Below are 24,772 nucleotides of genomic sequence, written 5' to 3' on the forward strand. Positions count from 1 at the left end.
CATTTTATAAAGTGAAAAATGGACTTTTCAGACCACTGCCGAGCTAAAAAAGCCCTGAAAAACGTGATACTTAGGCCACTTCTTGCTTAAGCTGTACAATTTCAGCTTGAGAAAGGCCAGTGGATTCAGCTATTAAATTAACAGATACACCAGCTTTAAGTAAATTTTTTGCAACTTCGATTTTTCCTTTCTCTATACCTTCCTCAAGTTTGTATTCAAGAATGGCTTCTTCTTTCCGCAGATCCATTATTCTTTCTTCATATGCTACTAAATCTTTTTCATTCCAGCTAAACCTGTCTAATTCATCGTAGGCTAACTTTATTATTGGTGCTTTTTCTGCTATCAACTATGTTTTTTAAAAATTTTTTTATTTGTGTAATTTTGCAAATTATATGGGCAATAAAAACCCGTTTGTCATAGAAATAGAATTTTATATCAAACAGCTACCACAGCAATTTCTGCTTAAGCTAATGAATATGTGCTTTAAGTCTGTGTGGACGCACATATTCATTAGCCAATTTCAGTTACCGTTGTGAAGATTTTTAAGTATGCAAATTAATTGCTTCTTTAAGTCTTGTATTAGCAATTACTATAATTTTACGCATTAGGGCTGTTATAGCCACCATCTTCTTCTTACCACTTTCAACAAGCTTAGAATAAAAGGCGCCAAGTATAGATTTTGACCTTGTAGCAGCCATAGCGGCTGTAAAGAGCTTTGAACGAACGTTACTTCTACCACCTGTAATCCTTCGGTAACCAACAGCTTTACCACTTTCTTTTGGATGCGGTGCAACTCCGGCAAGACTTGCTACTTCTTTTCTATTTAAGTAACCAAGCTCTGGCATTAAACACAAAAAATCTTGTGATAACTTTTTACCTATTCCAGGAACTGTTTTAAGAATTTTTTGGCGTTGTTGTAATTCGCGGCTTTCATCAATAATCTTTTGTATAGTATCATTGAGTTCGTTTATTTGACTATCGAAAAACTCAATGGTCTTTTGACAGCTTTCTTTTATATGATCATTTTCCGGTGCTTCAAGTCTGCATTTTTCTTGAGTTCTCATTTGCGTAATATCATCACGACGTTGACAAAGTGCAGCCAAAGTTGATTGTTCTGTAGAGGTAGGTACAAATAGAGAGATATAGTATTTTCTAAAATGAATGATAAATTTCCATTATGGTATTACCAACCAAAAGTTGTAAGTCTGTATATTTATGCATTAAAGGTCTGAGGCGGCTTTTGATGGTATTCCAACAATGCTCTATAGGGTTCAAATCTGGTGAATATGTTGGTAGATAGAGCAAACGGCATCTAGCATTATCTATTAACTCCTTTGTTTTGGGAGTTTTATGGAATGTGGCATTGTCCATAACTATTGTAGTACCATGTGGCAATTTAGGTAATAACATCTTCTCTAACCATGTATTGAATACCTCTTTGTCACACCCACCTTTGAAAGTCATTGGTGCAATAAATCTCTTTCCAATCCACCCGCCTATTATACTGATTCTCTCTCGTTTTCTTCCTGGAATATCTGCATAAATTTTCTTTCCTATTGGAGCACGTCCATACTCTCGGTATAACCTATTATCAACTCCTGCTTCATCTATATATAAGATGCTGGAATGGTCTATTTTTGAGATTTTATCGGTAAATCGCTGCCTATCTTCTTGATTGCGCTCTTGATATAGTGTAACTTTTTTTTAAAGTAATTCTTAGCTGTTTCAGCCTATACCAAATTGAATTTATTCCAAATCCAAGATTTTGTTTCATCTCTGCCAGCGTATGATCTGGATTCTTTTTAACATATTCTTCGAGTATTTTTGGGTCTATTTTTCGAATAAAGCTGCCGTTTTTCGATGGCCTTAGGCTTTCACCAGCGGCTTTCTTTCTTAACCAGCGGTACAGAGTTGCTATTCCTATCTCCAAAAGCTCTGCCACCTCAACCTTTGACTTCCCTTTTTCTATCATCGATACTGCCCTTTCCCTTAAATCCACACTATACGCCATTATAACTCAAATAGCTTATTATACCTTTATCATTTACTTTGGGAAGTACTATAGTTCTATGGCGTTCAAATCCATATTGAGCAAGAGCTCTTGCATCTAGACTTTGCTAAAGTTCCGTGAGATAAAATAAAGCTTTTTACTTTACGAGTATTAGCTCGATGCACGGCAATATTTTTGTCGGTAAGAAAATGTGATAAGCCAAGCTCATATTTCCCTGTATTTTCTAAAGTCACTAAAGCATTAGGTAGAATATCTGAAAACTCTTGAAATAATTGTTGCCAACCAGAAGCATTATTATCAAATTCGACAGCATTCTTCTGTTTGTGAATTGCAACGACATTTTTAAATTTTCCGATGTCAATGCCAATAAAATTTTGATAAGATGTAACCATAATAAACCTCGATAGTTTTAGTTAATTTAAGATTGTAAACGGGTGCATATATATGTCCCAAGCAACTATTCAAACGTATCGAGAGATAGGGCTAGCGTACCTTGATACCAACGGTTGTAATACCAATTTCCTTTCGGTCGCGCACGCCCGCTATTCCTAGTGAGCAGGGTTATCTTTCTCTCTTATCTCTTTTATATCACGTTTTTAACTTACAATTGCCTTAAGTCTTCTTCCGTAGTTTCATCTGCATATTGTTGTCTAAGTGAAGAAGGTCGCCCCTCCTCACTCGACTTCAAAACCGTACGTGAGACTTTGCGCCTCATACGGCTTCTCTCTAATTTGGTGCTTGTCATGCACACCTCCTGTGTAATTCATCGTGACAATGCCCATGTAACAAAGATAAATTTTTGATCATATTGTTTCGTCTATTCCGGTCTTTATGATGTATTTCTATTATATCATCACTTTCAAACCATAGTCTACAATTACCGCATTTACTTTGTTGTAACTTCAATAGTTTTATTACTCTCGATGGCTTATCTGGTATTTCTCTAAGACGATTACCCCAATATACCCAATCACCATCATATGGAGATCTGGTTTTTTGCACTTTGATATGTCGTTTAATAACATGATCGCTGTGTATAATAAGATGTATCTTGTTACTTGTCATAAAACGCCAGTTATCGTTATTATACTTTTTAAAGTATTTTCTTTTTATCCAGCATTTCCCTTTGTTTGGGTGCCTAAAGACTGCCCACTTCCAGAGCTTTCTATGTATAGTATTATCCAATGAGCTAAAGATTTTACATGAAACTACCGAAGAGTAATATTGACTCCATCCTCTGTTTATTGGATTGAGATTCCTTATTATTACTTCCTGTGGCGCCCCACGCATTTCTCTAAGTTTATGTTTAATAGCAAATGTATGCTGCTTTATAGAATTACGACTTGGTTTTATTAATAATGTGTAACCTTTTTTACTTTCTTTTGTTGGATATTGTCTTATTGAAAATCCAAGAAAATCAAATCCTGGTTTTGTTTCGTCAATGGTTCTTAATGTATGAGAAATTCTTGTTTTAGAGGGCTTTAATTTTAGTCCAATGGTTTCTAACCATTCTTCAACTAAAATTTTTGCTTTAAGAATAATCTCTTCGTTTTCATGTATTATGACAAAATCATCACAGTAGAAAATTACACTAATAGACTTTTGCGCGTTTTTATGCGATATCCTACCATATTTTCTTTTCATGCATTGAAAGAGTTCGTTTGTTAATGCTTTTTTGACATGTTGCTCTAATCCGTGTAATGCAACACAAGCTAGCAACGGTGCCTCCTTGAATTGTACCACGTTTTGTGGATTGAAACTTTCCATCTTCCATAACGCCTGCCCTTAACCATCTTCTTATGATTTTCTTTAACGTTGGTGTGGTTTTCAAGCAGTTTATTATGGTTAATATTGTCAAAACATCCAGAAATATCAGCATCTAATACATATGCTGTTTTCTGTTTTAGCACATCAAATATGGCTTCAATTGCATCATGACATGATCTACCAGGTCTAAAACCATAAGTGTTTGGCTCAAGTTTTGCCTCCCATTCTGGTTCTAAAGCCATTTTTACAAGTGTTTGTGATATAGTAGGTATACCAAGCGGGCGATTCTCCGATGGCTTACCAGGTTTTGGGATTCAGACGCGTCTTGATGGCTTTGCTTTTTCTTTTATATCTAAAGAATATGATAGTTGTAATCTTTCTTTTTGATTAAGATTAGCCTTTCCATCAATACCTGCAGTCTTCTTCCCCCTATTGTCCTGTGTTACTTTCCTAACAGCGAGTGTTTTTGCACTTGTTGATTTGAGCAATAATTTTTGAAGATTATGCATCTTTTTGATATCATTACATTTAGAGGCTTGGTAAATTCGTTTTTGTAGCTTAAATGAAGATTTCTTCAGCTTTCGCCAAGGAATTCCATTCCATTCATACCTAGCTTTTTGCTGGTCCATAACATATTCACTACTATTCACCACTTTACCTTCCAAATTAAAGTGTTTACGTCTGCATATCCCAGATATTACTTTGGGCATTAGCTTCTTAAACAATCCTTCCACATAGCAGCTTGTGGTTGGCTACCTACTTATATTTAATGAATATAAGAGCTTTTATGTGGTTACTCCGTTCCATAGCTTCGTTTCACGTTAAACTTAGATTCCTACTATTTGCCGGAAGCTGGGAACATCAATAACTAAAGTCTTCAATCTTTAGTTCCCCTTTTGCTTCGTACCATTTTGGTCTATGCGTAGTTCAACCTCTTTTCGCATACTATGCTTTGACGACAATTCAAACATAGGTTCCTCTCGTAATCATATCTAACTCTGTTTGCAGGGATTCACCATGAGGTTTAGTGTTACCTGCTTTTATCTCATGCTTGCATCCCAAAGGTTGCCATCCTTTGAAATGTGAGACATACATTATCCCCGATGTCTAGGGAAGATGGAATTTAACCATCACAAAACCACGGCTTTCCGGGTCGCACTGAAGAAAAATAACCAACGATCCACTATGCTTTCTAGCTGTTCTTCCTTATTCTTAGGAAATTTAGGTAGTTCAATAAATACAAATTGAAAATCTTTTAAGTCATGCTCATTGGTTTTCTCATCTCTTATAGTGTGGCTGGATATATAATCAAGCTTATCAGGAAATAAATTACAATTAGAGATAGCAATAAAGAAAACCTTCTTTAAATCAATGTACTTACCAGATTTATCAGCTTGCCTTGAGTAAGCCTTAGCAGCATATAGTTGAGCTCGTTTCTCAAAACCTTTATCACGAGCAAACTGGTCAGGTAAGGAAGCAGTATTACTACTACTCCCTCCCTTAGAAACCTTACTATTACCCACAAATATGAGGTTCATGAGCAAGTCTCCATCCTTCTGCTAGATCAAAGAGACGTCTCCACCCTTTCCAAAGAGTAATTGGTCCTGGTTTTGGGTCGCTTTTTCTTGCTAAATGACCTCCAAGTTCACGAAACGGCTTCTTTTATAGTAGGGGCTATATTTGGACATGGTTTCCTGTGTATTTTAACATATAAAACTTTCCATTCTTCCTCAGCTAATAAGGCAGTACATAGTAATGTTGGGTTAGTTCTTGCAATTGATGTAATAAAGAAAATTCTCCAAGCAATAATGCTCATGACTGTTAAATACCTCATTAATCTTTCTGCTGTTCCAAGTCTACATTCCTCAACTTTGAGACCAGATTTTAAAATCTTATGCAATATCTCTATTTTCCATCTCAAACAATACCAACTAACTTTTTCAACAGCTTCTTCAAAAGTACTGACCGGAAAAAAGCATCCACTCTAGAGGACTTGCTTCGGGAGGAGAGTTTTTTTCAACAACATGAATTGCGTGAAGTTGTAGACTCTGTCGGTTTATATTTTATGTGACCTTCTTTACATTTTATATGGCCTTCATGTGATAAATTTTCCGAATCTAATTTCTAAAAACGCTGTCCTTTTTTGCTTGTTATCTCTAGCAGGGATTTCAACTTCTACTTTTCCAGCGCAAGGGAGGCCTTGGATAAATGACCATAATTTTTGCTTGTTCCTGGTATGCATGAATTTTTTATTTACATTTCTGTTGTGGCGAGCTCTTACTAAAATTGCTGAGTTAAGATTATGTGCAAGTTCAAAAAAATCATGCATATCTGCTTCTCTGTCACATACAGTTATAGCTTCGGTTTGGGCCAGATCTATAATATTATTTGTTTTCTTTAAACTTTCTAGCCATTTCATACTTTCTTTATCCTCAATATGAACGTTGTTACGATGGCTCTTTAGTCTTTTTTCTTCTTCAGAAATGAGTTGCCTCGAGTAAATCTTTTGATCCAGTATTCCCAGCTTCCGTACTAACAGCAAGGGCTGTATGCATTACTGCTCCTTTTCCAGCAATAGTTCCCAATCCGCTTATGGCTTGAGTATGAAATATAAGTTGTATCTTGAATCACAAGAATTCTTTTATGAGCTTTTGTTCTTTCAACTGTTTTATCAATGTGTGAAGCTAGAATATCGACTTCTTTTACGTTCTCATTTTGAAAAAAACGTTATGCTGCTTTTGCTTCTGACCAACTTCCGCATGCCTCATTAATTGAGCTTTCAGGTAAACTTATCAAACTATCAGCAATCTTTACTAATCGGTCAGTTAATCTTTTATCTCCAAGTACAGCATCTCCAAATTCATTTTTAGCCCATTCATTACTCTCGTTTGCCATTTTTATACCCTCAATATTTGCAAACTTTAATATTGTAATACTTTATTTATAAGTACATTTATATTTGTGGGTAATAGTAAGATTTGATATGCTGCCAACACTTATGTTCAAATTAAAAATGTCATTTATGATACTAGCCACTTCACGCTTTGAGTTTTTGTAAAATCCGCTGAGTGCTGCAATTATAGACTTAACCCTTGGACCAAATGTATCTGGCGTAACACCTTCTGGTAACTTGCTACTTTTTCTTTTTCTGCATCTCCAACAACGACCATGTTCCAATTACTACATAAGGCCTAATTTCCGGAAGATCAACTTTTTGGTGAACATAAGGTTTTTCGCATATTACAAGCTCTCCTCCGCATTCGCAAATATTAGGCAACTCTATTTTTACTACTTTATCCGCTTCCATTGTGGCATGAAAATTTCCTTTATGCCCAACCTGATCGCCAACATTCCTTTCGCTTTTTGGCTTGTCCTTTTTTGTTTTGTACAATTCTTTAGAGCTCGGTAGAGATGAATTTTTCGAGTTTAAACCAAGCCTTTCCTTTAATTCAGCGTTCTCTATCTTTAAAGCTTTATTTTCTGCTTTTAAGTTTTCTATCTCTGCTTTCAGTTTTTCTATTTTTTGCTGTAAATTTTTGCAAAGTTCTAAAAGGTTTACCACATTACCTCACTTTTGCTCTATGATTATCTTTATTATCTTGCTTTGTCTACCTTATTCTACCACTCCGCTGAACGGATACAATTTACTAAACAGAAAAAAAGGCAAAAGAAACCCTAGGGTAGCTAGTTATTCACTATCCATTTTTTAAGTTGGCGTTTTTTAATGTTTTAAATAGCGCGTTTCAGCTTGTGTAGGTAAAAACCTAGAAATATTGTGAAGACATAAGGTGCACATAGTGCAAAAAATTAAAAATAAGACGCCAACTACGTTGTTTTCTTGCTGTTTAATCTGCACAGATGAAGATAACTGAATACCTTCAGTTTCATGATAAGGGGGCTGGCGAAGGGTGTCAAGCAAGTTTTTTCGTTTCTATTTCCAATAAAAGTTTGTTATATGGTTATGCAAGAAGTCTATTATAAATGAAATGAATGTGAAAAATATCTTGTTAGCACTTTTAGTACAAATGATATTCAGTTTGCCGCTATTTGCAGCTGATCCTGTTTTGCTCAACTGCATTAAAACTCCGGAAATATATGACCTTGATGCAAGGCCAAAAAATTTTAGCTCTTCAAACAATTTAAGAAGGAAACCTGGTTCTCCAAATAGTGCAATAGGGGAATTAATACACATAGTGGGTAGAATTACTGATATAAACTGCTTACCAATACAAAATGCTGTAGTTTCTATATGGCACGCGAATTCACGCGGCGTGAACCATTACGATAAGAATATAGAGGATGATCTGAATTTTGCTGGATCAGGAAGGTTTGTAGTGAATAATCTTGGCTATTATAATTTTATTACGATATCACCTGGTAAAATTGGTGATAGAGCTCCACATATCAACTTTCTAGTTCAACATCCGGATTTTCCAGAATTCACAACGCAAATGTTTTTTGCTGACCATAATTGCGATAATTGCGCTGATCCTGTTCTTGAAGATTTTGTTAGTAATGGGCTTGCAAGCCTTCTCATAACACCATTTACTTACAGTGATCAGGTCATAAAAACCTATACGTTTAACATTACCTTGGGCGGATATAATAAGTTCTCTAATAAAAGATAAAAAACCTTGCATGTAAGGGAGTCCATAGTAAACTTAAGTGTTATTGTACTTAGGATGTATATGAAAAATATCTTACTGATGTTTTTGCTATGTTTTATGTACAGTTTACAATTATTTGCAACGGAGATACCAGCAATGAAAATAACAATTTCTAAAATTTCGCCCGATTTTAAAACAATAGTAATGGGTTTATTTGAAGACAACGAAACCGTAAATGATGGCGGAGTTTTGCAAGGAAAACAGGTCATAGATAATATAAAGCAATTTAGCGATTTCAATGGAAGTTTTGGTGAATTTTTCTCTACTGCTTTACCAGAAGAAAAAAATGTTATAGTTGTTGGACTGGGTAAGAAGGATGAATGGAATGAAAATAAAGAATTAAATATTGGTGGTAAAATATATTGTGAGCTAAGCAGATTAAAAATTAAAAAAGCAGCGGTTTTAATCGAAGGTAGTGCAGCAAATGTTGCATATGGTGCGTTTCTGCGTAGTTTTAAGTTTGATAAGTATAAAACTAAAAAGGATGAGAAAATTACAGAGGTAGAGGAGATTACCGTATTAGTAAAAGATGAACAATTAAGTAATGCTGAAAGATCATTTGAGCACTTAAGGCAAGAAGGTGAGAGTATATTCCTTGCGCGCTCTTTTATAACAGAGCCTCCTAACATTCTATATCCAGAATCCTATGCTGATCATATAAAAAAAGAACTTACTAAGCTTGGCCTTGAAATCGAGGTGCTTGATAAAAAGCAGATGGAAGAGAAAAAAATGGGAGCCTTGCTTGGAGTTGCACAAGGAAGTAGTAAAGAACCAAAATTAGTAGTGATAAAATGGAATGGAGCTTCTAAAGAACAAAAGCCTATAGCTTTTGTTGGTAAAGGTATAACGTTTGACACTGGTGGAGTATCACTCAAACCTTCACGTGGTATGGAGTCAATGAAATATGACATGGCAGGCTCTGCTACTGTGGTTGGGGTGATGCATGCTTTAGCAGGACGAAAAGCAAAAGTAAATGCGATCGGTGTGGTCGCACTTGCAGAAAATGCAGTGGGTGGTAATGCTCAAAGACCAAGTGATGTAGTAACTTCAATGTCTGGACAAACAATAGAAGTGTTGAACACCGATGCAGAAGGAAGGCTCATACTTGCAGATGCTTTATGGTATACGCAAGATAGATTCTCACCAAAATTTATGATTGATCTTGCAACTTTAACTGGTGCTATAGTGGTTGCACTTGGAAATAACGAATATGCTGGTCTTTTTTCAAATAATGATGAATTAGCAAACCGTCTGATTGATGCAGGAAATGAAGTAAATGAGAAGTTATGGCGTTTTCCTATGAATGAAACTTATGACAAAATTATTGATTCACCGATTGCTGATGTTCAAAACATCGCTCCTGCAGGCTCTGGTGGAGATAGCATAATGGCTGCACAGTTTTTACAGCGTTTTGTGAATGAAACTTGCTGGGCACATTTAGATATCGCAGGCACTGCTTGGCACGAGAAAGGTACTGACATTTGTCCAAGAGGAGCAGTAGGTTTTGGTGTAAGGTTACTTAATAAGTTGGTTGAGAAGTACTACGAAGCCAATGATTAAAGGTCTTTATACTGGATTTATGGCTTAGCTACATGAACGTTTATTTTCGAGGCGCAGCAAATGAAAGTAGCTGATACATATTTCTTTTTTTCTGGATTCCAGTGTCAGCTACTTTCATGACACCCTGACAACCGTCATCCCGCTACTTGTTAGCGGCTGAGATACCGCGAATGAATCGCGGTATGACGGTTCGTGGCGGCGTGACGATAAGCTCGTCATCCCGCTGCTTGTTAGCGGGATCTAGAGATACCGCGGCGGTATGACGTAGGACTGCTGTCATCCCAGTGCTCCTTTTTTTGTCATCCAAGTAGCCTCCTATGGTGTCATCCCAGTGCCCAGACACTGGGATCCAGTTGAGCTATTTCAACAAAAATACTGCATTTTGAGATGAACGTTTATTTTCACCAGATTATTTACAAGTATAACAATTAAAGTCTGGATTCCAGTGTCAAGCACTGGAATGACACCGTCTTGGATGGAAACCAGTGTTGGCTACTCGGATGACATCATAGGGGCGCTGGGATGACACCCTGACAATCGTCATCCCGCTGCTTGTTAGCGGCTAAGAGATACCGCGGCGGCATGACGTAGGGAAACCGTTTTTTGGGTTAGCTATAACAGTAGTCAGGAAACAATAGCTTAAAAAGAGACTTAGTGTTAAATTTCTAATAGATTACTTATAAAAATAAATCTTATGGAAAGCAGAGCTAAGGCTTGGTTCATTTGGCTGATTAGTAACTTGGTTGTTATATTCAGCAACATGCAGATAATTTATACCTTTATAAGTGTAAATCTCGAAAAGGAACTTGGACTTACAATCGCGCAAGTTGCACTGGCTAATTCAGCATATACTTGGACTTTCGCCATCTTACAATTTTTTAGTGGAGCAACGTTTAATGTTTTTTCCAGTAAAAAAATTTATTTTTTCTCGTTATCAACTATGATCTTGGGGTTTTTTGTCCTTATTAATAGTGACAATTTCTCCCATTTGATTTTGTCTCAAGTGTTGATTGCAACTGGAGCATCATTTGGTTTTATTGGTGCTGCTCACACAAGTAGCATATGTTTTTCCGCTGCCCAATTTGGACTAATGTTTTCACTAGTGCAGACAATTTCAAGCCTTTCTGCTTTGGTAATTCAAATACTGTTCTCTAACTTGCTTGCCGAAGATGCATATTGGAAAAATCTGATTGTATGCATAATACTATTTGGTGTGTTGATATTTGTACTTACGCTTTTTTGTCCAAACACACTTCCAGAAAGCAGCTCAGAAAAGCGCACAATAAAAAGCTCTATGAAGACAGTAATGTGCTCTATATTAACAGTGCTAAAATTAAGAGATATCTGGATAACTTCAGTGGTGGGTGCTATTACTTTTGGAACATTTTTAGCACTTAATACCTTGTGGGCTCCAAGGTTACTGGGCAACTCAGAACTCAATGCAATGGAGTCAGGTATAGCAACTGCAATACTATGGCTTGGTCTTGCAGTTGGTGCTCCAATTGCAGATCGAATCTCAAACTTATTTAAAAATAGGAAACATGTAATTTCTGCTTTTGCTTTATTGCAAGGCGTCTCAATTATTATTTTACTATACAGCCATTTAACAGTCCACGTTGTGTACTTTTGTATGTTAATGTTCGGGTTTTTTGCGGGAGGACATATGCTTAATTTTACTGTCGGCAGCGAGATTGTGAAACGAAAATACATCAGCACATCATCATCCATTATCAATGGATTTATGTTTATTGGCAGTGGAGTTATAGTGTCAATGTTAGCACTTTTTACAGATCATAAAATGGCACTTTTTGCAATATTTGCGATATTGATAGTTGCCGGTATTTTAAATTATGCAACAAAAGAGACATACTCTAAAAAATAAAGTAGCTGAATCTCGAATCGATTGCTATATTATATTTACGTATTGTAATATTTATCAATAATGGATCACGTTACAACAAAAGACACAACAGTAACTAAGGCAACGATAGCTGGAGATATAAACCAAGAAATAGGATTATCAAAGGAAGACTCTGTTTCGATAATAGATGATATATTGGACGAAATAAAGACAAGCTTGGTAAAGGATGGAATAGTAAAAATATCGTCATTTGGAACATTCTTGGTTAAGAAAAAGAAGGAAAGACCAGGAAATATACCAAATACATCGGAGAAAGTGATGATTCAGGCAAGAAATTCAGTTTCTTTTAGGCCTTCAAAAATTATAAAAAAATCAATCAATAATTAATGAACAAGGAAAAATTATTTTATACGATTGGGGAAGTAGCTGAAGAGCTACATTTGGAACAGCATGTTTTGAGATTTTGGGAAGGTCAATTTCATCAAATTAAGCCTACAAAGCGTAAAGGAAGAAGGCTATATGATCGCAAGTGTATAGAGGCCATAAAGAAAGTAAAATACATGCTATATGATAAAGGATATACAATAAAAGGAGTGCAAAAAGAATTTGGTAATGATATAAAAGTCACAAAGAATTTGTTGCAAGAACTCACCGATTTGAGGGACTATTTAACTAGTAAAATAAATAACGAGGAAAGTAACAAGCAGGCGTGAAACACTACGTCTCGCTAAAATTTTGGAGTTTTGTGAGAGTTTAAAATGTGGCATATAGCCTCATTTCTTATGTTATTAGCAATATTAATAGGCTGTGGCCTGCAAAAACCTGCACCTGTGCTGCTTAAAGGCGAAGAATTTTACGGAAAAAGAGATCTGGAATATACAAGAGAGTACCATTTAATTAGGGAGCCTTCAGTGCAAAAAGAAAGTAGAAAAGCCATCATAAATAGGATATACAAAGATAACAATAATACACAAAATGTGGGGGTAAATTGTAAATTTGTAATGCCAGTTAAAGGTTCAGCTACCTCTTCTGATGAAATGTGTAAGGATGGCATAAAAATTGCTGCTCAAAATGGAACGAACGTAGTTTCCTCTGCACCAGGCAAAGTGATATATGTAGGCAAAGGGCTGAGATGGTATGGGAATTTAATTATAGTGGAACACAAAGATAATTACATGACTGTGTACTCCTATTTAAAAAACATACATGTTGAAATTGGCGATAAAGTAAAGCAAGGTCAAGTAATTGGATCTGCAGGTAAATCAAGCACACAAGATAAAGATCCACAGATGTGTTTCACAATACGACATAATGGCCAAGCGGTTGATCCTTTGATGCATATGAACTGTAATTGAATTTGGATTTATATGAAATATGATTTTAAAAGTGTTGAAAAATTTTATCAAGATAAATGGGATTTTTCTGTAAGCAAGAGTGGTAAACAAGAAAAGTGTTACGTGTTGGAAATGTTTCCATATCCATCTGGTAAAATTCATATGGGACACTTACGTAACTATGCAATAGGGGATGTGATAGCGCGTTACAAGAGAGCTAATGGATTTGAGGTTTTGCATCCAATTGGCTGGGATGCGTTTGGATTACCAGCTGAGAATGCAGCAAGGGATAACAATATTAGCCCCGAAACATGGACAAAAGAGAATATAGATAATATGCGTACACAGTTGAAATCTATAGGTCTTTCTTATAATTGGGAGCGTGAACTCTCCACATGTGAGCCTGATTATTACAAACACGAACAAAAATTTTTCCTGGATTTTTTAAAGCATGGGCTTGCCTATCGAAAAGAATCATGGGTTAACTGGGATCCAGTGGACCAAACAGTGCTTGCAAATGAACAGGTGGTTGATGGAAAAGGATGGCGATCAGGTGCAGTTGTTGAAAAACGTAAGTTGTCCCAATGGTTTTTAAAGATTACTGATTTCGCTGAAGATTTACTCAAGTGCCTGCAAAGTTTGAAAAATTGGCCAGAAAAAGTCAAAACAATGCAGGAGCGTTGGATAGGAAAATCTGAAGGAGCAACTATAGAGTTTGAAGTAGTTGGCCTGAATAAGAAATTAAAAGTTTTTACAACTTATCCTCATACTTTGTTTGGGGCTTCTTTTTGTGCAGTGGCAGCAGAGCATCCTATTGTGCAGGATTTAAAGAATGGTTCTTCTGTTGTCATCCCAGTGCTTGACACTGGGATCCAGGAAATAAAATCAAAAAGAGAGAACGATGAAAAAATAGGAGTTTACACCGGATTAAACGTCAAACATCCATTTCTTGATAAGGAATTGCCGCTTTACATAGCGAATTTTGTGTTGATGGAATATGGGGAAGGCGCGATTTTTGGTTGCCCTGCACATGATCAGCGTGACTTTGAATTTGCACAGAAATATAATTTGCCGATAATTCCCGTTATTTCTTCAGCCCACTTAGGTGTCATTCCAGCGCGTGACCAGAATTCTTACAATGGATCCCAGTGTCAAGCTACTCAGATGACAAAGGAGGCGTATACTGGAGACGGGACAATGTTTAACTCCGAATTCTTAAACGGATTAATGGTTAGTGAAGCAAAGGAAGCCATAGTTAAAAAATTTGAAGAAAAAAAAATAGGCAAAAAAACAATAAACTATCGTTTGCACGATTGGGGAGTTTCAAGGCAGCGTTATTGGGGATGCCCTATACCTATCATATATTGCAAAGATTGCGGAACTGTTCCAGTGCCAGAAAAAGACCTTCCTGTAGTTCTACCAATAGATGTAGAATTTACAAGTGGTGGCAATCCGCTGGATAAGCACCCAACTTGGAAATTTGTTGATTGTCCAAAGTGCGGAAAGCAAGCAGAGCGTGAAACTGATACATTCGACACCTTTTTTGAATCTTCCTGGTATTTTGCTGCATTCTGTAGTGAAGATAAATCAATAGACAAAGATGCATGTAATCGTTTTATGCCTGTTGATTATTATATAGGTGGGATAGAACATGCAATTCTGCATTTGCTTTATTCAAGATTTTTCTGCCGTGCTTTAACCAAATGTGGCTATTTTGATATTAAAGAGCCTTTCTCTACTTTAATCACTCAAGGAATGGTCTGCCATGCAACTTATAAAGACGAAAATGGTAAGTGGCTATTTCCCGCAGAAGCAAAAGAATTAATAGCGCGAGGTGCAAAAGTTCAAGTGGGCAAAGTTGAAAAAATGAGCAAATCGAAAAAGAATACAGTTGACCCAAACTTTATCATAGAAAAGTATGGTGCTGATACTGCTCGCTTGTTTGTGTTGTCCGACACTCCTCCGGAGAAAGATATGGAATGGTCCGATGATGGCGTGGAAGGTTGTTCTCGTTATGTAAATAAATTGTGGCGTATGGTCATGCAGCTAAGACCTGTAAATATACACTATGATAATGAAAATGTTACGGGTGGACTTCTAGAGTACAGAAAAAAAATTCATAAACTCTTACACGGACTTACAGATGACTTGGAAAACTGCAGATTAAACTGTGTAGTGGCAAAATTTCGTGAGATGACGAATTTAATAGCTGAAATAGACGTAAAAACTGGAAAATCTCTTATTGATGAAGGTATATGTATATTAATCAGAGTAATCGAACCATTCATACCACATCTAGCTGAAAGCCTATGGCAAGAAATAGGAGGTCAACCTTGGCCAAAAGCTGATGAATCATTATTAGTTGACGATACGGTAACTATAGCAGTGCAAATCAATGGAAAATTACGTACAACAATCAAGGTGGCAATTAACTTACCTCAAGAAGAATTGAAGAAAATAGCGATAGACTCTGTGTCCAGTAAGATCGATCAAAGCAAAGTTCGCACTGTATATGCTGTACCAAATAAGATAGTAAATATAGTTATATAAAAGACCTGAGTAGTACGTTTTATATAATCTGATTTTATGGCTATACTTTTTTTGACATGTAGTTATATCTTTTTTAATATAAAGGATATATACTTATGCATTATATATTTTTTTGTATGAGGAGTTATATGAAAATAAAGAGATTGTGCGTTTTGGCTGTGTTGCTTACTTCATCTCTAGCAGGTGCAGCTAGTAATAGTGCAAGTAAGTCAGAAGATAAGTACTATGCAGGTTTAAACTTTGGTGCTGGTTGGGGTGGTGGCTTTAAAATGAAACCTGGTGTTGTTCTTGGTTACCATTATGACCAAAACTCTAAATTTGAACTTGAGGTTCTCAGTAATATTAAGTCATTAAAGAGCATAGGAGCTAGCTTATTGGCAAACTACCGCTTCTATCCTGACCTTGATATTGATCCCGTTAAACTATATGTCAGCGGAGGTTTAGGAGGATATCTCCAAATAACACCTTTTGGCTTTGGTGTTAGTGATACAGTTGATGGTGATGGCAATAGTTCACAAGAAGAAAAAGAAAAGGAAGAAGAAACACAAGGTGCTCCAGAATCAGGTGGTGAAGCTGCTGGTTCATCTGTAGTAGATAAAATACTGAGTTCTATTTCCTATAAACTAAAGTTAGGTGTTGATTATGAAATTACTCCGCAGATAATTGGTGCAGTTGGTATGACCATGGGTGGGCAACTAAGTGGTATAAAAGCAAAACAAATACCAGATGCAACTCTAGAGATAGGGGTACGTTATAATTTTTAATGCTGCTACTTAGTTCATAAAGGTAGAGACGATGTTGAGGATGAAATAAACAGCATTAAAAAAAATCCGAAAACGTATTTTCGAATATGGTTTTGAACGCTAGCTATAGATTAGAAAAATAACAAGAAAAAGGGTAAACATACTAGACCTCTTTCGAAACTCATATAGACAGCTCAAAATTGTGAATTCCTGCTATTAAATTGAATCTCAAGCCAAAACGTTTTCTCCGATTGCGGTATCTGTCTGCAATAATTTTGAATCTTTTTAACAGACCAATTACATTCTCAACTACTACTCTTTTGCTTGCTAGCTCCCGATTTTCTACCTTTTTTTCCTTAATTAAGGGACTCTTTTTCATCCTTCTGTGTGGCAACTCGACATTTTTGTGAATTTTCTGAAAACCTCTATAGCCAGCATCGGCTAAAACTTTTATACCTTCTGATACATGCACTTTTGACTCCTTGAAAAGCCGAAAGTCATGCTTTCTCCCGTTTGAAAATGACGTACAAATAATTTTCTTGCTCTTCTTTTCTGCAATTATTTGTGTTTTTAGCGTATGTTTTTTCTTCTTTCCTGAATAAAATCTTTTCTGCTTTTTTTTGGTCTCTCTACAGGTGTTTCCGTTGCATCAATCACCAAAATCTCATATTTCACGTCGCTTTTTAGGAGTTCTTTTCGTCCTGGCAATGCGAAATCTTGGTGTTGTATTAGAGTATCCTCTACCCATTTTACAGTTTTATATGCCGTACTTTCACTTACTCCATAACTTTGACTTATGTGAAAATATGTACGGTATTCTCGTAAGTATTCTAATACCATGAGCAGCATATTCTCCTCGTTTAGCTTATTTTTCCTTCCTCCTTTGGCTTTCTTTTTTTTATTTTCTTCACATAAAATCCCTACCATTTTGTTAAATGTTGATCTCTTTACTCCTGTTAGTCGACGAAACTCCCCTTTATCGAGCTCTTTCACTATTTCATACTTCATTTCTCCTTACCTCAAAATTACTATTTTTACTGCTTTATCCTAGTTTCGAAAGAAGTCTACTGTAATTGCTGTTGAATGATGGAGTCCATTATTTTAGCACGAAGTAACGAATTCAGTAGAATAAGTTCTTCAAAAATAATTTAAACTTTTATTAGTAGGAGCAGTCTCATGGAATATTATAGCGATCTCACTAAAAGAAACTTTTATAAGTATCGTTGATGAGAAAGGAAAAATTGTTAAGGAAGAAGTTGTTGCAAGAGAAAGTAAGGCAATAGCTGAATTTTTTCTTGGTCAAGGCAAAAATGACCTTACCCAGAAAAAGTGGAGAGAAAGTGTGGAATGTTTTTTACAAAAAGAATGATGCATCAAATTGTTCTGGAATGCAATAGTTAATAGTGACGTTGTTTGTTATAAAAAATTTCTATGTATTCAAATATTGCAGTTCTAGTTTGTTGAGCAGAGTGTTGTGAAGTATCAATAAGTATTTCTCTTTTCAATGAGCTAAAGAAGCTTTCTGCAACAGAATTGTCGTAACAACAGCCTTTATTACTCATCTATATTCTTTACAGCTAAGAGATATTGATACCCTTGCGCAGTATATTGTGAACCTTGGTCACTGTGCAGCAGTAGATTTTTAACAGGTTTACGCCTATTAATGGCCATTAATAAAGAGTTCATAACCAATTGTTTATTTATTGCACTACTCATTAACTACCATACGTGAGAATTATTGCTGCCAAATATAGCCATCCCTCCTTGGTTTTGATGTAAGTAATCCCATACTTTATTTGGTTGATCAACAATAAAGTTTTGGTCTAATATATTGGGAGCTACAGCTCTATTATCTGTTTGTTGTTTTTTAATTTTAAACTTTCTTTTCAGTATAGCCCTGATGTCATTTTTCTGCATAATACTTTGCACCGTTTTCAAATTGCAACTTTTACCCAAAGCCTTCAATTCAGCATGAATTTTAGGAGCTCCATATCTACATTTAGAAACTTGATATATTTTTTGAATAGCTTCGAGTAGCTCTTTATTTGCTGATTCTCTACTGCTTATTTTTCTTGTGGTCCACTTATAGTAGCCACTAGCAGAAAATCCTACATAATTCCTGTACTTTATAGCAGTTACTATATAAAAAAATATTTTACTCTTTTTGACTGGCCAGGGCTTTTTTTTAAATGTCTCTTTCCCTTGTTACTCTTGCTTTGTAAATCAAACCTCTCTTTGTCGTAAGGAGCCATGTTACCTCTACCTGGAAATGCATTTGCCGCTGACTTTTTTTCGTTATATTTCTTCATCCATTTTCCTAATAAACCACCCTTTATTCCTAAATCTCTTGCTATTTTTGTAATTGTTTGACCTGCCTTTCTTTGTTCATTTGCCAGTTTAACAGCTTCCAATTTGAATTCTGCCGTATATTCTCTTACCATTTCTAATCCTCCAAAATTTTATTTTACCCAAAAAAACTCTTTTCTTTCTCTCCACTTTTTCTGGGTAAGGTCAAACAATGACTATGCAAAAAACCTAATAACATGTATAATCTATAAATAATTTCTGAGGTAGATTGTGAAACTAGGTGTTAATATCGATCACGTTGCAACCCTCCGCAACGCACGCGGAACTTCTTATCCAGATCCATTGAAAGCAGCAGAAATAGCCATTGACGCTGGAGCAGACTTTATTACTGTACACTTACGAGAAGATAGAAGGCATATTAGAGATGAAGACGTATTTAACCTAAAAAAAAGCATTAGCACTGAGCTAAATCTTGAAATTGCAGCCACGGAAGAAATGCTTGAAATAGCAAAAAAGGTAAAACCCTATTCGATTAGTATAGTACCAGAAAAAAGAGAAGAATTAACAACCGAAGGTGGCCTGGATATCGTGAATATGCACAGTAAACTTTCTAGTATAATAGAGGAAATGCATAGCTCTAGCATAAAAGTCTCACTGTTTATCGATCCAAATATTGATCAACTAAAATATCTTGAAAAGCTAGGGACAAAACCTGACATAATAGAAATTCACACAGGGGATTACTGTGATAATCCATCAGAAAAAAAGTTACAGTTAATTACTAATGCTGCAGAGTACGTCAATAAATTAGGAATAGAATGCCACGCAGGACATGGCATAACTTATAAACACGCTAAGAAGATGACAAGAATACCTCACATCTCAGCTCTTAACATAGGCCACTATTTAATTAGCGAAGCTGTATTTTACGGCTTACACAGCGTAGTAAAAACAATGAAAATGACAATGTCTAACTAACTGCTGCTTTTTCCTTCTCATTTAAAATACTTAAAAGAGTTTGGCTTGCTTTAAATTTTACCCTTGTCTTTTTAGGAACAGTCATGATCTGACCACTTTGGGGGTTACGACATTGTTTTTCCTGACTGATAGCAGTAGAAAATGTTCCTATTCCATGCAAACGTATTTCACCTTTCCCATGCAGCTCATTCTTTATTATTTTAATAAACGCATCATGAATCTTGCTCAAATCAGATTTTGTTATATCTATATTCTGACTAGAACAATCTTCCTTTAATTGTTTTATTATATCTTCTTTACTCATAAATTACCTTAATATTGAAAAAATCACATAAATAGCATATTATGTTGACACCGATAGTCAACTAAATTCATCACAAAAATAGAGGATATCATACATTTTTGCAAATATTTGTATAATACTTACAAAAAAACACCCCTATAAAATAACTATCTCTTAGAAAATTGACACTTTTTCCGAGCTTTATGTTGACCATATTTCTTACGTTCAACAACACGTGAATCTCTAGTTAAGAACTCACCATTACGTAGTATAGAATGCAAATCTTGGCTTACACTACTTAAAGCTCTGCTTATTCCATGAGCTAGAGCACCTGCTTGACCAGATAGCCCTCCACCTTTTACAGTTGCAAATACATCGTATTTATCCAATGTGGAAGTTGCAACAAATGGCATTTTTACTATTTGGCACACTGACTCTCTTTTAAAATAAGAAATTAGATCGCCTTTTTTGTTAACACTAAATTTTCCACTCCCCGGCTTTATCCATACTCTTGCTACAGATTCTTTTCTTCGGCCTGTAGCATATAAACGACCAAGCGAATCAACTGCTGATTTAATTGTCTTTTCTGACCAATCATTGTTATTTATTGTAGAACTCTTCATTTTTACTCCATTACTTTTTATTTTTACGATTCAAAGAGGCAAAATCTATCTTTTCAGGTTGCTGTCCTTGATGCTTATGCTCTGAACCAGAATAAACATACAAATTTTCAAAGCGTCTACGTGCCATAGGCCCATCATCAAGCATCCTTTTCACTGCCATTTCTATTACACGCTCAGGAAATTTGCCATTTAAAATATTATCTGGAGTAGTTTTCTTCAAACCACCAGAATAACCTGTATGCTTATAGTAAATTTTATCTTTAAGCTTCTTTCCGGTGAAATGCACCTTTTCTGCGTTGATAATAATTACATTATCGCCACAATCCATATGAGGTGTATACTCAGGTTTATGCTTTCCACGTAATAGTGTCGCTACAAATGCTGCAAGCCTCCCTACCACTAATCCTTCTGCATCTATGACAAACCACTTTTTATTGATTTGTTTCTCCTTTAAGAAAAAAGTCTTCATTATTTGATCCAACAATAGTAAGCTATGATATACTTAATTTCTCAATAGTGTCAACAATATTAGTTATTGATTATTAAAGTAATTTATGTTAGTAATTGAGCTGCGCAACCAATATGCATAGGAATTAGAATGTTTCGATTGATTATCACACTTGCGATCATTTTTAATACTATAAGTTGCTATGCAACCGATGTGGGAGAAGTGATAAGCAAAGCCATCAAAAATAGCTCAAAAATAAAGTCTCAATTTTACCAATATAAAAGCGCAGAAAAACACTATAAATCTTCTGGGTTAGCTGGATTTTTACCTGACATTAATTTGCAATACAATTTCGATAGTAACTTTAATCTTGATACATCTGAAAAAAAACTTACATTGCGCCAGAAATTAATCGATGGCGGTGGTACCTTTGCCACATTCAGTCGATCAAGCCATCTTCTCAAAGCAGAAAAGATGCGATTTCAGCAATTAAAACAAGAGCTTGCACTTAATGCTGTGAAAGCATATGTTAATGTTTTACAAAAGACAGAAATATTAAAGCTCAGAGAACATAAAGAACGCGTTTCTTTGGAACATTTGTCAGCTATGAAAAAACGCTTTTCCCTTGGAGAGGTAACCAATGCTGAAGTTTTGTTAGCAAAAGCAAAATTTTCGTCTTCTATATCCGAAAGAGTTGATGCTGAAGGTAAATTAAAGTTGGTAAATATTGCTTATTATCATTTGATTGGCGAAGATGCTGATGACCTTTCTGAAGCTAATGATAAACTACCTTCTGTTCCAGAGCTAAATGAATGTTTACAGTTAGCAAAAACCAATAATTTATCTCTAAAAGCAGCAGTTTATCAAAAAAGAGCAGCCGGAATGGAAGTGATTGCTGAAAGCTCCAAGTGGCTTCCTTCTTTAAATCTAAGTGCAAGCAAAAATTTTGGGGAGGATGGTATGAAGGTAGACAAACTATTAGAAAATGTTCATGTAGTTTTTACTCTTGATGTTCCAATCTTTAAGAGAGGAGTTAATGCTTTTGGTGTCAGTAAAGCTAAAATGGATGCAAAAAAATCTACCTACGATTATTATGAAACGGTAAAAAATATAGAACAAGCAGTTGTAAATGCTTGGAATAATGTGTTGACAGCAAAGGCCATTATCAAAGCAAGTCAAGAAGCGGAAAAAGCAGCAGCTCTAGCATTGGAAGGAGTTGAGCAAGAAGTAAACTTAAATTTAAAGAGTACATCTGACCTTTTGGACACTGAAGATGCATTATTTAAAGCACGTTCAGACTTAGTTGAAGCAAAAAGCAATTATGTGATTAGTGTTTACAACTTGCTTTTTATGATAAATAGTATAAACCTCTAAATTTAATGGTATTAGCACTATGCATGATGAACAAGGTAATCAATCTGTAAAAGATATCCTAGAAGATATAAAAAAAGCTATATCGGGTAAAAACGCGAGTAACGATAAAGCAGAAATAAAGGATGAAAATGATGATGTGCTATACCTTGAGGAAGAGTATCCAGAAGAAATAGAAGAAGATGGCAAAAAAGAAAATAATGAAAAAGAGGACATTGATAATGATGACCAAAGTGAGGAAATGGCTTGCAACAATAACCAATTTAATGGCCATAGCTACAATTCAGAAGAAAAAAAAGATATTTATTTGTACGATAATATCCAAATGAGTAATAACAAAGCGAGTAATAGCGGCTTACAAGGGCAAAATAACGATCATCTAATTTTAAAAGAGAATATGGAAGAGATCAAAGCGTTGCTTGGAAAAATGCAAAACGAATTACAGCATAAACAACAAAAAAAAGCGAACCTTACTGTTGAAGAATTAGTTACATCTCTTTTAAAACCTCAGCTCTCAGAATGGCTGAATAAATATCTACATGCACTGGTAAAAGAAGTAGTTGAAAAAGAGCTTAAAGATATAATCAATAATAAGTAGGGTATTAGCAATAAAAACTAGAGTAAAGACGGCTAGAGGCAGAAAACTATCTTCAACAAGGTGGCTACATCGTCATTTGAATGATCAGTATGTGCAAAAAACTAGCAAGGATGGTTATAGGTCACGCTCAGCATATAAGCTGGTAGAAATGGATAACAAATTTAAATTATTCCAAGAAGGGCAAAAAATTATTGATCTTGGTGCTTCTCCTGGTGGATGGTCACAAGTTGCATCTCAGAAAGGTGCAAATGTGGTTGCTCTTGACGTAAAACCAATGAATGCAATTAATGGAGTAGAGTTTATACAATGTGATATTATCAATGAGTTTGAAATTTTAAGAGAAAAATTCAAGGATCAAAAATTTGATGTAATTTTATCTGACATGGCGCCCGAATCTTGTGGTTTAAAATCGTTGGATCATATCAGAATTATGCTTTTATGCGAAGCAGCGCTCAATTTTGCAAAGCATTTCTTGAGCCATGGTGGCACGTTTGTAGTAAAAATTTTCCAAGGAGAATCTGACAAAGATTTTTGTAACGAGCTAAAAAAAATGTTTAAAACAGTAAAATACTTTAAACCAAAGTCAAGTAGATCTGAATCTACAGAAATGTATTTGGTAAGTTTAGGCTTTATTGGCAGCAAACCTTCTATATAATATTAATCTAGGTAGTCCGCAGAAACAAAAAACTTGCTTGACAAACCTCGCCAGCCCCCTTATCATGAAACTGAAGCTATTGTATTTGCTTTCGCCAATCTGCAGATTAAAAGGTAAGGATTACTTAATGTATCGGCGTCTTATGTTCAATTTTTTGCAGTATATAGATACTGTATGTCTTTACAAAACTTCATCTACATCTAGATTTTTATCTAAATAAGCTGAACGCGCTTATAAAGCGTTACAAGACATCAAAAAATGCCAATACTCGACAGAGATAGTAAAGGACTAGCTAACTCGGGGATTCTTTGTCTTTTTTTCTGCTTAGTAAATTTCTTAAACATTTGCAGCATAGGTTAGTTGCAATTAAAAGCAGCTAAATCTTCCTTGTCAAGCGTTTAAAACATAAAAAACGCCAATATTTTAAAGCAGATAATAACCCCAGGGCTTCTTTTGCCTTTTTTTTTATTTGGTAAATTTCTTAATATTTATGGCTAAACGACAACCGTCATCCCGCTACGTGTTAGCGGCTAAGAGATACCGCGGCGGTATGACGGTTTGCGGCGGCATGACCTCGTCATTCCCCTACGTGTTAGCGGGATCTAGAGATACCGCGAATGAATCGCGGTATGACGGTGTAGATGATGGTTAAGTAATTCGTCATCCCGCTACGTGTTAGCGGGATCTATGTTAAGGTATAGTAGGGGATCTATGTTAAGAGATACCGCGAATGAATCGCGGTATGACGGTGTAATGATGGTTAAGTAATTCGTCATCCCGCTGCTTGTTAGCGGGATCTCTTGTTAGCGCCGCGGCGGTATGACGGTTCGTGGCGGCATGAAGATAAGCTCGTCATCCCGCTACGTGTTAGCGGGATCTCTTGTTAGCGGATGAGATACCGCGAATGAATCGCGGTATGACGTGTTGAAACAATCCGATAAGGTAAGCCTCGTCATCCCGCTGCTTGTTAGCGGGATCTCTTGTTAGCGCCGCGGCGGTATGACGGTTCGTGGCGG

At 35.8% G+C, this 24,772-nt stretch carries 26 protein-coding genes and 6 pseudogenes; 12 read left to right on the forward strand and 20 right to left on the reverse strand.

The window, feature by feature from the left end; genetic code table 11:
* Positions 1-70: 70 nt before the first annotated feature.
* From ACICQD_RS01400 to ACICQD_RS01455, 12 genes and pseudogenes are all read right to left on the reverse strand, one after another.
* Positions 71-343: pseudogene (locus ACICQD_RS01400) on the reverse strand (hypothetical protein); the annotation flags it as partial.
* Between the two features lie 199 nt (positions 344-542).
* A pseudogene (locus tag ACICQD_RS01405) lies at positions 543-1,142 on the reverse strand (transposase); the annotation flags it as partial.
* Between the two features lie 10 nt (positions 1,143-1,152).
* Positions 1,153-1,644, reverse strand: coding sequence for an IS630 family transposase (locus ACICQD_RS01410; RefSeq protein ID WP_155968340.1), 492 nt, complete (start codon positions 1,642-1,644; stop codon positions 1,153-1,155).
* Positions 1,645-1,663: 19 nt separating this feature from the next.
* Positions 1,664-2,011 (reverse strand): IS630 transposase-related protein, encoded by a 348-nt coding sequence (locus tag ACICQD_RS01415; protein WP_155968342.1) that lies wholly within the window; start codon positions 2,009-2,011, stop codon positions 1,664-1,666.
* Positions 2,012-2,054: 43 nt separating this feature from the next.
* Positions 2,055-2,403, reverse strand: a pseudogene (locus tag ACICQD_RS01420) (IS110 family transposase); the annotation flags it as partial.
* A gap of 209 nt (positions 2,404-2,612) precedes the next feature.
* Complete coding sequence (locus ACICQD_RS01425; protein ID WP_395461495.1) at positions 2,613-2,756, reverse strand: hypothetical protein; 144 nt, start codon at positions 2,754-2,756, stop codon at positions 2,613-2,615.
* Entirely contained in the window at positions 2,753-3,730 is a 978-nt protein-coding gene (locus ACICQD_RS01430; RefSeq protein ID WP_264711499.1) for a group II intron maturase-specific domain-containing protein, read from the reverse strand. Before ACICQD_RS01430 ends, ACICQD_RS01425 begins: the two co-directional genes overlap by 4 nt.
* Complete coding sequence (locus tag ACICQD_RS01435) at positions 3,724-4,092, reverse strand: reverse transcriptase/maturase family protein (RefSeq protein WP_395461811.1); 369 nt, start codon at positions 4,090-4,092, stop codon at positions 3,724-3,726. Before ACICQD_RS01435 ends, ACICQD_RS01430 begins: the two co-directional genes overlap by 7 nt.
* Positions 4,093-4,488: a reverse transcriptase N-terminal domain-containing protein gene (locus ACICQD_RS01440; RefSeq protein ID WP_264329422.1), complete on the reverse strand. Its 396-nt coding sequence runs from the start codon at positions 4,486-4,488 to the stop codon at positions 4,093-4,095.
* Positions 4,489-4,908: 420 nt separating this feature from the next.
* Positions 4,909-5,286 (reverse strand): annotated as a pseudogene (locus tag ACICQD_RS01445) (PD-(D/E)XK nuclease family transposase); the annotation flags it as partial.
* 7 nt (positions 5,287-5,293) lie between these two features.
* Positions 5,294-6,673 (reverse strand): annotated as a pseudogene (locus tag ACICQD_RS01450) (IS4 family transposase).
* A 54-nt stretch (positions 6,674-6,727) separates the two neighbouring features.
* Positions 6,728-7,340, reverse strand: a pseudogene (locus tag ACICQD_RS01455) (DUF6444 domain-containing protein); the annotation flags it as partial.
* A 424-nt stretch (positions 7,341-7,764) separates the two neighbouring features.
* On the opposite strand from ACICQD_RS01455, the gene ACICQD_RS01460 reads away from it, so the two are divergent.
* The 8 genes from ACICQD_RS01460 (at position 7,765) to ACICQD_RS01495 (ending at position 16,514) form a co-directional block, all read left to right on the forward strand.
* Positions 7,765-8,406, forward strand: coding sequence for a protocatechuate 3,4-dioxygenase (locus ACICQD_RS01460; protein ID WP_395461496.1), 642 nt, complete (start codon positions 7,765-7,767; stop codon positions 8,404-8,406).
* A 96-nt stretch (positions 8,407-8,502) separates the two neighbouring features.
* Positions 8,503-10,005, forward strand: a complete 1,503-nt coding sequence (locus ACICQD_RS01465; RefSeq protein ID WP_010962337.1) for a leucyl aminopeptidase — start codon at positions 8,503-8,505, stop codon at positions 10,003-10,005.
* A gap of 694 nt (positions 10,006-10,699) precedes the next feature.
* Positions 10,700-11,887: an MFS transporter gene (locus ACICQD_RS01470; protein ID WP_141456806.1), complete on the forward strand. Its 1,188-nt coding sequence runs from the start codon at positions 10,700-10,702 to the stop codon at positions 11,885-11,887.
* Between the two features lie 60 nt (positions 11,888-11,947).
* Complete coding sequence (locus ACICQD_RS01475; RefSeq protein WP_006279881.1) at positions 11,948-12,253, forward strand: integration host factor subunit alpha; 306 nt, start codon at positions 11,948-11,950, stop codon at positions 12,251-12,253.
* Positions 12,253-12,579, forward strand: a complete 327-nt coding sequence (locus ACICQD_RS01480) for a MerR family transcriptional regulator (protein ID WP_006279880.1) — start codon at positions 12,253-12,255, stop codon at positions 12,577-12,579. Before ACICQD_RS01475 ends, ACICQD_RS01480 begins: the two co-directional genes overlap by 1 nt.
* 45 nt (positions 12,580-12,624) lie before the next feature.
* The gene (locus ACICQD_RS01485; protein WP_006279879.1) at positions 12,625-13,221 is read left to right on the forward strand and encodes a murein hydrolase activator EnvC family protein; all 597 of its coding nucleotides are present in this window, start codon (positions 12,625-12,627) and stop codon (positions 13,219-13,221) included.
* Positions 13,222-13,233: 12 nt separating this feature from the next.
* Entirely contained in the window at positions 13,234-15,750 is a 2,517-nt protein-coding gene (gene leuS / locus ACICQD_RS01490; protein WP_010962340.1) for a leucine--tRNA ligase, read from the forward strand.
* 128 nt (positions 15,751-15,878) lie between these two features.
* A complete protein-coding gene (locus tag ACICQD_RS01495; RefSeq protein WP_010962341.1) occupies positions 15,879-16,514 on the forward strand; it encodes a membrane protein in 636 nt (211 codons plus the stop codon).
* Between the two features lie 160 nt (positions 16,515-16,674).
* Here ACICQD_RS01495 and ACICQD_RS01500 read toward each other — a convergent pair.
* The 5 genes from ACICQD_RS01500 to ACICQD_RS01520 form a co-directional block, all read right to left on the reverse strand.
* A protein-coding gene (locus tag ACICQD_RS01500; protein WP_395461446.1) for an IS5 family transposase occupies positions 16,675-17,501 on the reverse strand; the annotation gives its coding sequence in 2 pieces (ribosomal slippage) (positions 16,675-17,114 and positions 17,114-17,501; 828 coding nt in all).
* 389 nt (positions 17,502-17,890) lie between these two features.
* Positions 17,891-18,055 (reverse strand): IS3 family transposase, encoded by a 165-nt coding sequence (locus tag ACICQD_RS01505; RefSeq protein WP_010082072.1) that lies wholly within the window; start codon positions 18,053-18,055, stop codon positions 17,891-17,893.
* A complete protein-coding gene (locus ACICQD_RS01510; RefSeq protein ID WP_010082071.1) occupies positions 18,048-18,209 on the reverse strand; it encodes a DDE-type integrase/transposase/recombinase in 162 nt (53 codons plus the stop codon). The genes ACICQD_RS01505 and ACICQD_RS01510 overlap by 8 nt, the downstream gene beginning before the upstream one ends.
* 3 nt (positions 18,210-18,212) lie before the next feature.
* A complete protein-coding gene (locus ACICQD_RS01515; protein ID WP_319606382.1) occupies positions 18,213-18,647 on the reverse strand; it encodes an IS3 family transposase in 435 nt (144 codons plus the stop codon).
* Positions 18,632-18,934, reverse strand: coding sequence for a transposase (locus tag ACICQD_RS01520; RefSeq protein WP_209472831.1), 303 nt, complete (start codon positions 18,932-18,934; stop codon positions 18,632-18,634). The genes ACICQD_RS01515 and ACICQD_RS01520 overlap by 16 nt, the downstream gene beginning before the upstream one ends.
* Before the next feature lie 136 nt (positions 18,935-19,070).
* Here ACICQD_RS01520 and ACICQD_RS01525 point away from each other — a divergent pair, with 136 nt between their 5' ends.
* Positions 19,071-19,778 (forward strand): pyridoxine 5'-phosphate synthase, encoded by a 708-nt coding sequence (locus ACICQD_RS01525; RefSeq protein ID WP_006279877.1) that lies wholly within the window; start codon positions 19,071-19,073, stop codon positions 19,776-19,778.
* Here ACICQD_RS01525 and ACICQD_RS01530 read toward each other — a convergent pair.
* The 3 genes from ACICQD_RS01530 to rplM all read right to left on the reverse strand — a co-directional run bounded on the left by ACICQD_RS01530 (position 19,771) and on the right by rplM (position 21,153).
* On the reverse strand, positions 19,771-20,082 hold the full coding sequence (locus tag ACICQD_RS01530; protein ID WP_010082594.1) for an HU family DNA-binding protein: 312 nt from the start codon (positions 20,080-20,082) through the stop codon (positions 19,771-19,773). The two genes, ACICQD_RS01525 and ACICQD_RS01530, sit on opposite strands and share 8 nt — an antisense overlap.
* A gap of 146 nt (positions 20,083-20,228) precedes the next feature.
* On the reverse strand, positions 20,229-20,684 hold the full coding sequence (rpsI, locus tag ACICQD_RS01535) for a 30S ribosomal protein S9 (protein ID WP_006279875.1): 456 nt from the start codon (positions 20,682-20,684) through the stop codon (positions 20,229-20,231).
* Between the two features lie 10 nt (positions 20,685-20,694).
* A complete protein-coding gene (gene rplM, locus ACICQD_RS01540) occupies positions 20,695-21,153 on the reverse strand; it encodes a 50S ribosomal protein L13 (protein WP_010082596.1) in 459 nt (152 codons plus the stop codon).
* A 129-nt stretch (positions 21,154-21,282) separates the two neighbouring features.
* Here rplM and ACICQD_RS01545 point away from each other — a divergent pair, with 129 nt between their 5' ends.
* The 3 genes from ACICQD_RS01545 (at position 21,283) to ACICQD_RS01555 (ending at position 23,756) form a co-directional block, all read left to right on the forward strand.
* Entirely contained in the window at positions 21,283-22,506 is a 1,224-nt protein-coding gene (locus ACICQD_RS01545; protein WP_010082597.1) for a TolC family protein, read from the forward strand.
* A gap of 19 nt (positions 22,507-22,525) precedes the next feature.
* A complete protein-coding gene (locus ACICQD_RS01550) occupies positions 22,526-23,101 on the forward strand; it encodes a PopZ family protein (RefSeq protein ID WP_395461497.1) in 576 nt (191 codons plus the stop codon).
* Between the two features lie 76 nt (positions 23,102-23,177).
* The gene (locus tag ACICQD_RS01555; protein WP_341820521.1) at positions 23,178-23,756 is read left to right on the forward strand and encodes an RlmE family RNA methyltransferase; all 579 of its coding nucleotides are present in this window, start codon (positions 23,178-23,180) and stop codon (positions 23,754-23,756) included.
* Positions 23,757-24,772 lie beyond the last annotated feature (1,016 nt).

This window comes from Wolbachia endosymbiont (group A) of Therophilus tumidulus, assembly GCF_964277345.1.
Classification (GTDB): Bacteria; Pseudomonadota; Alphaproteobacteria; order Rickettsiales; family Anaplasmataceae; genus Wolbachia; species Wolbachia pipientis.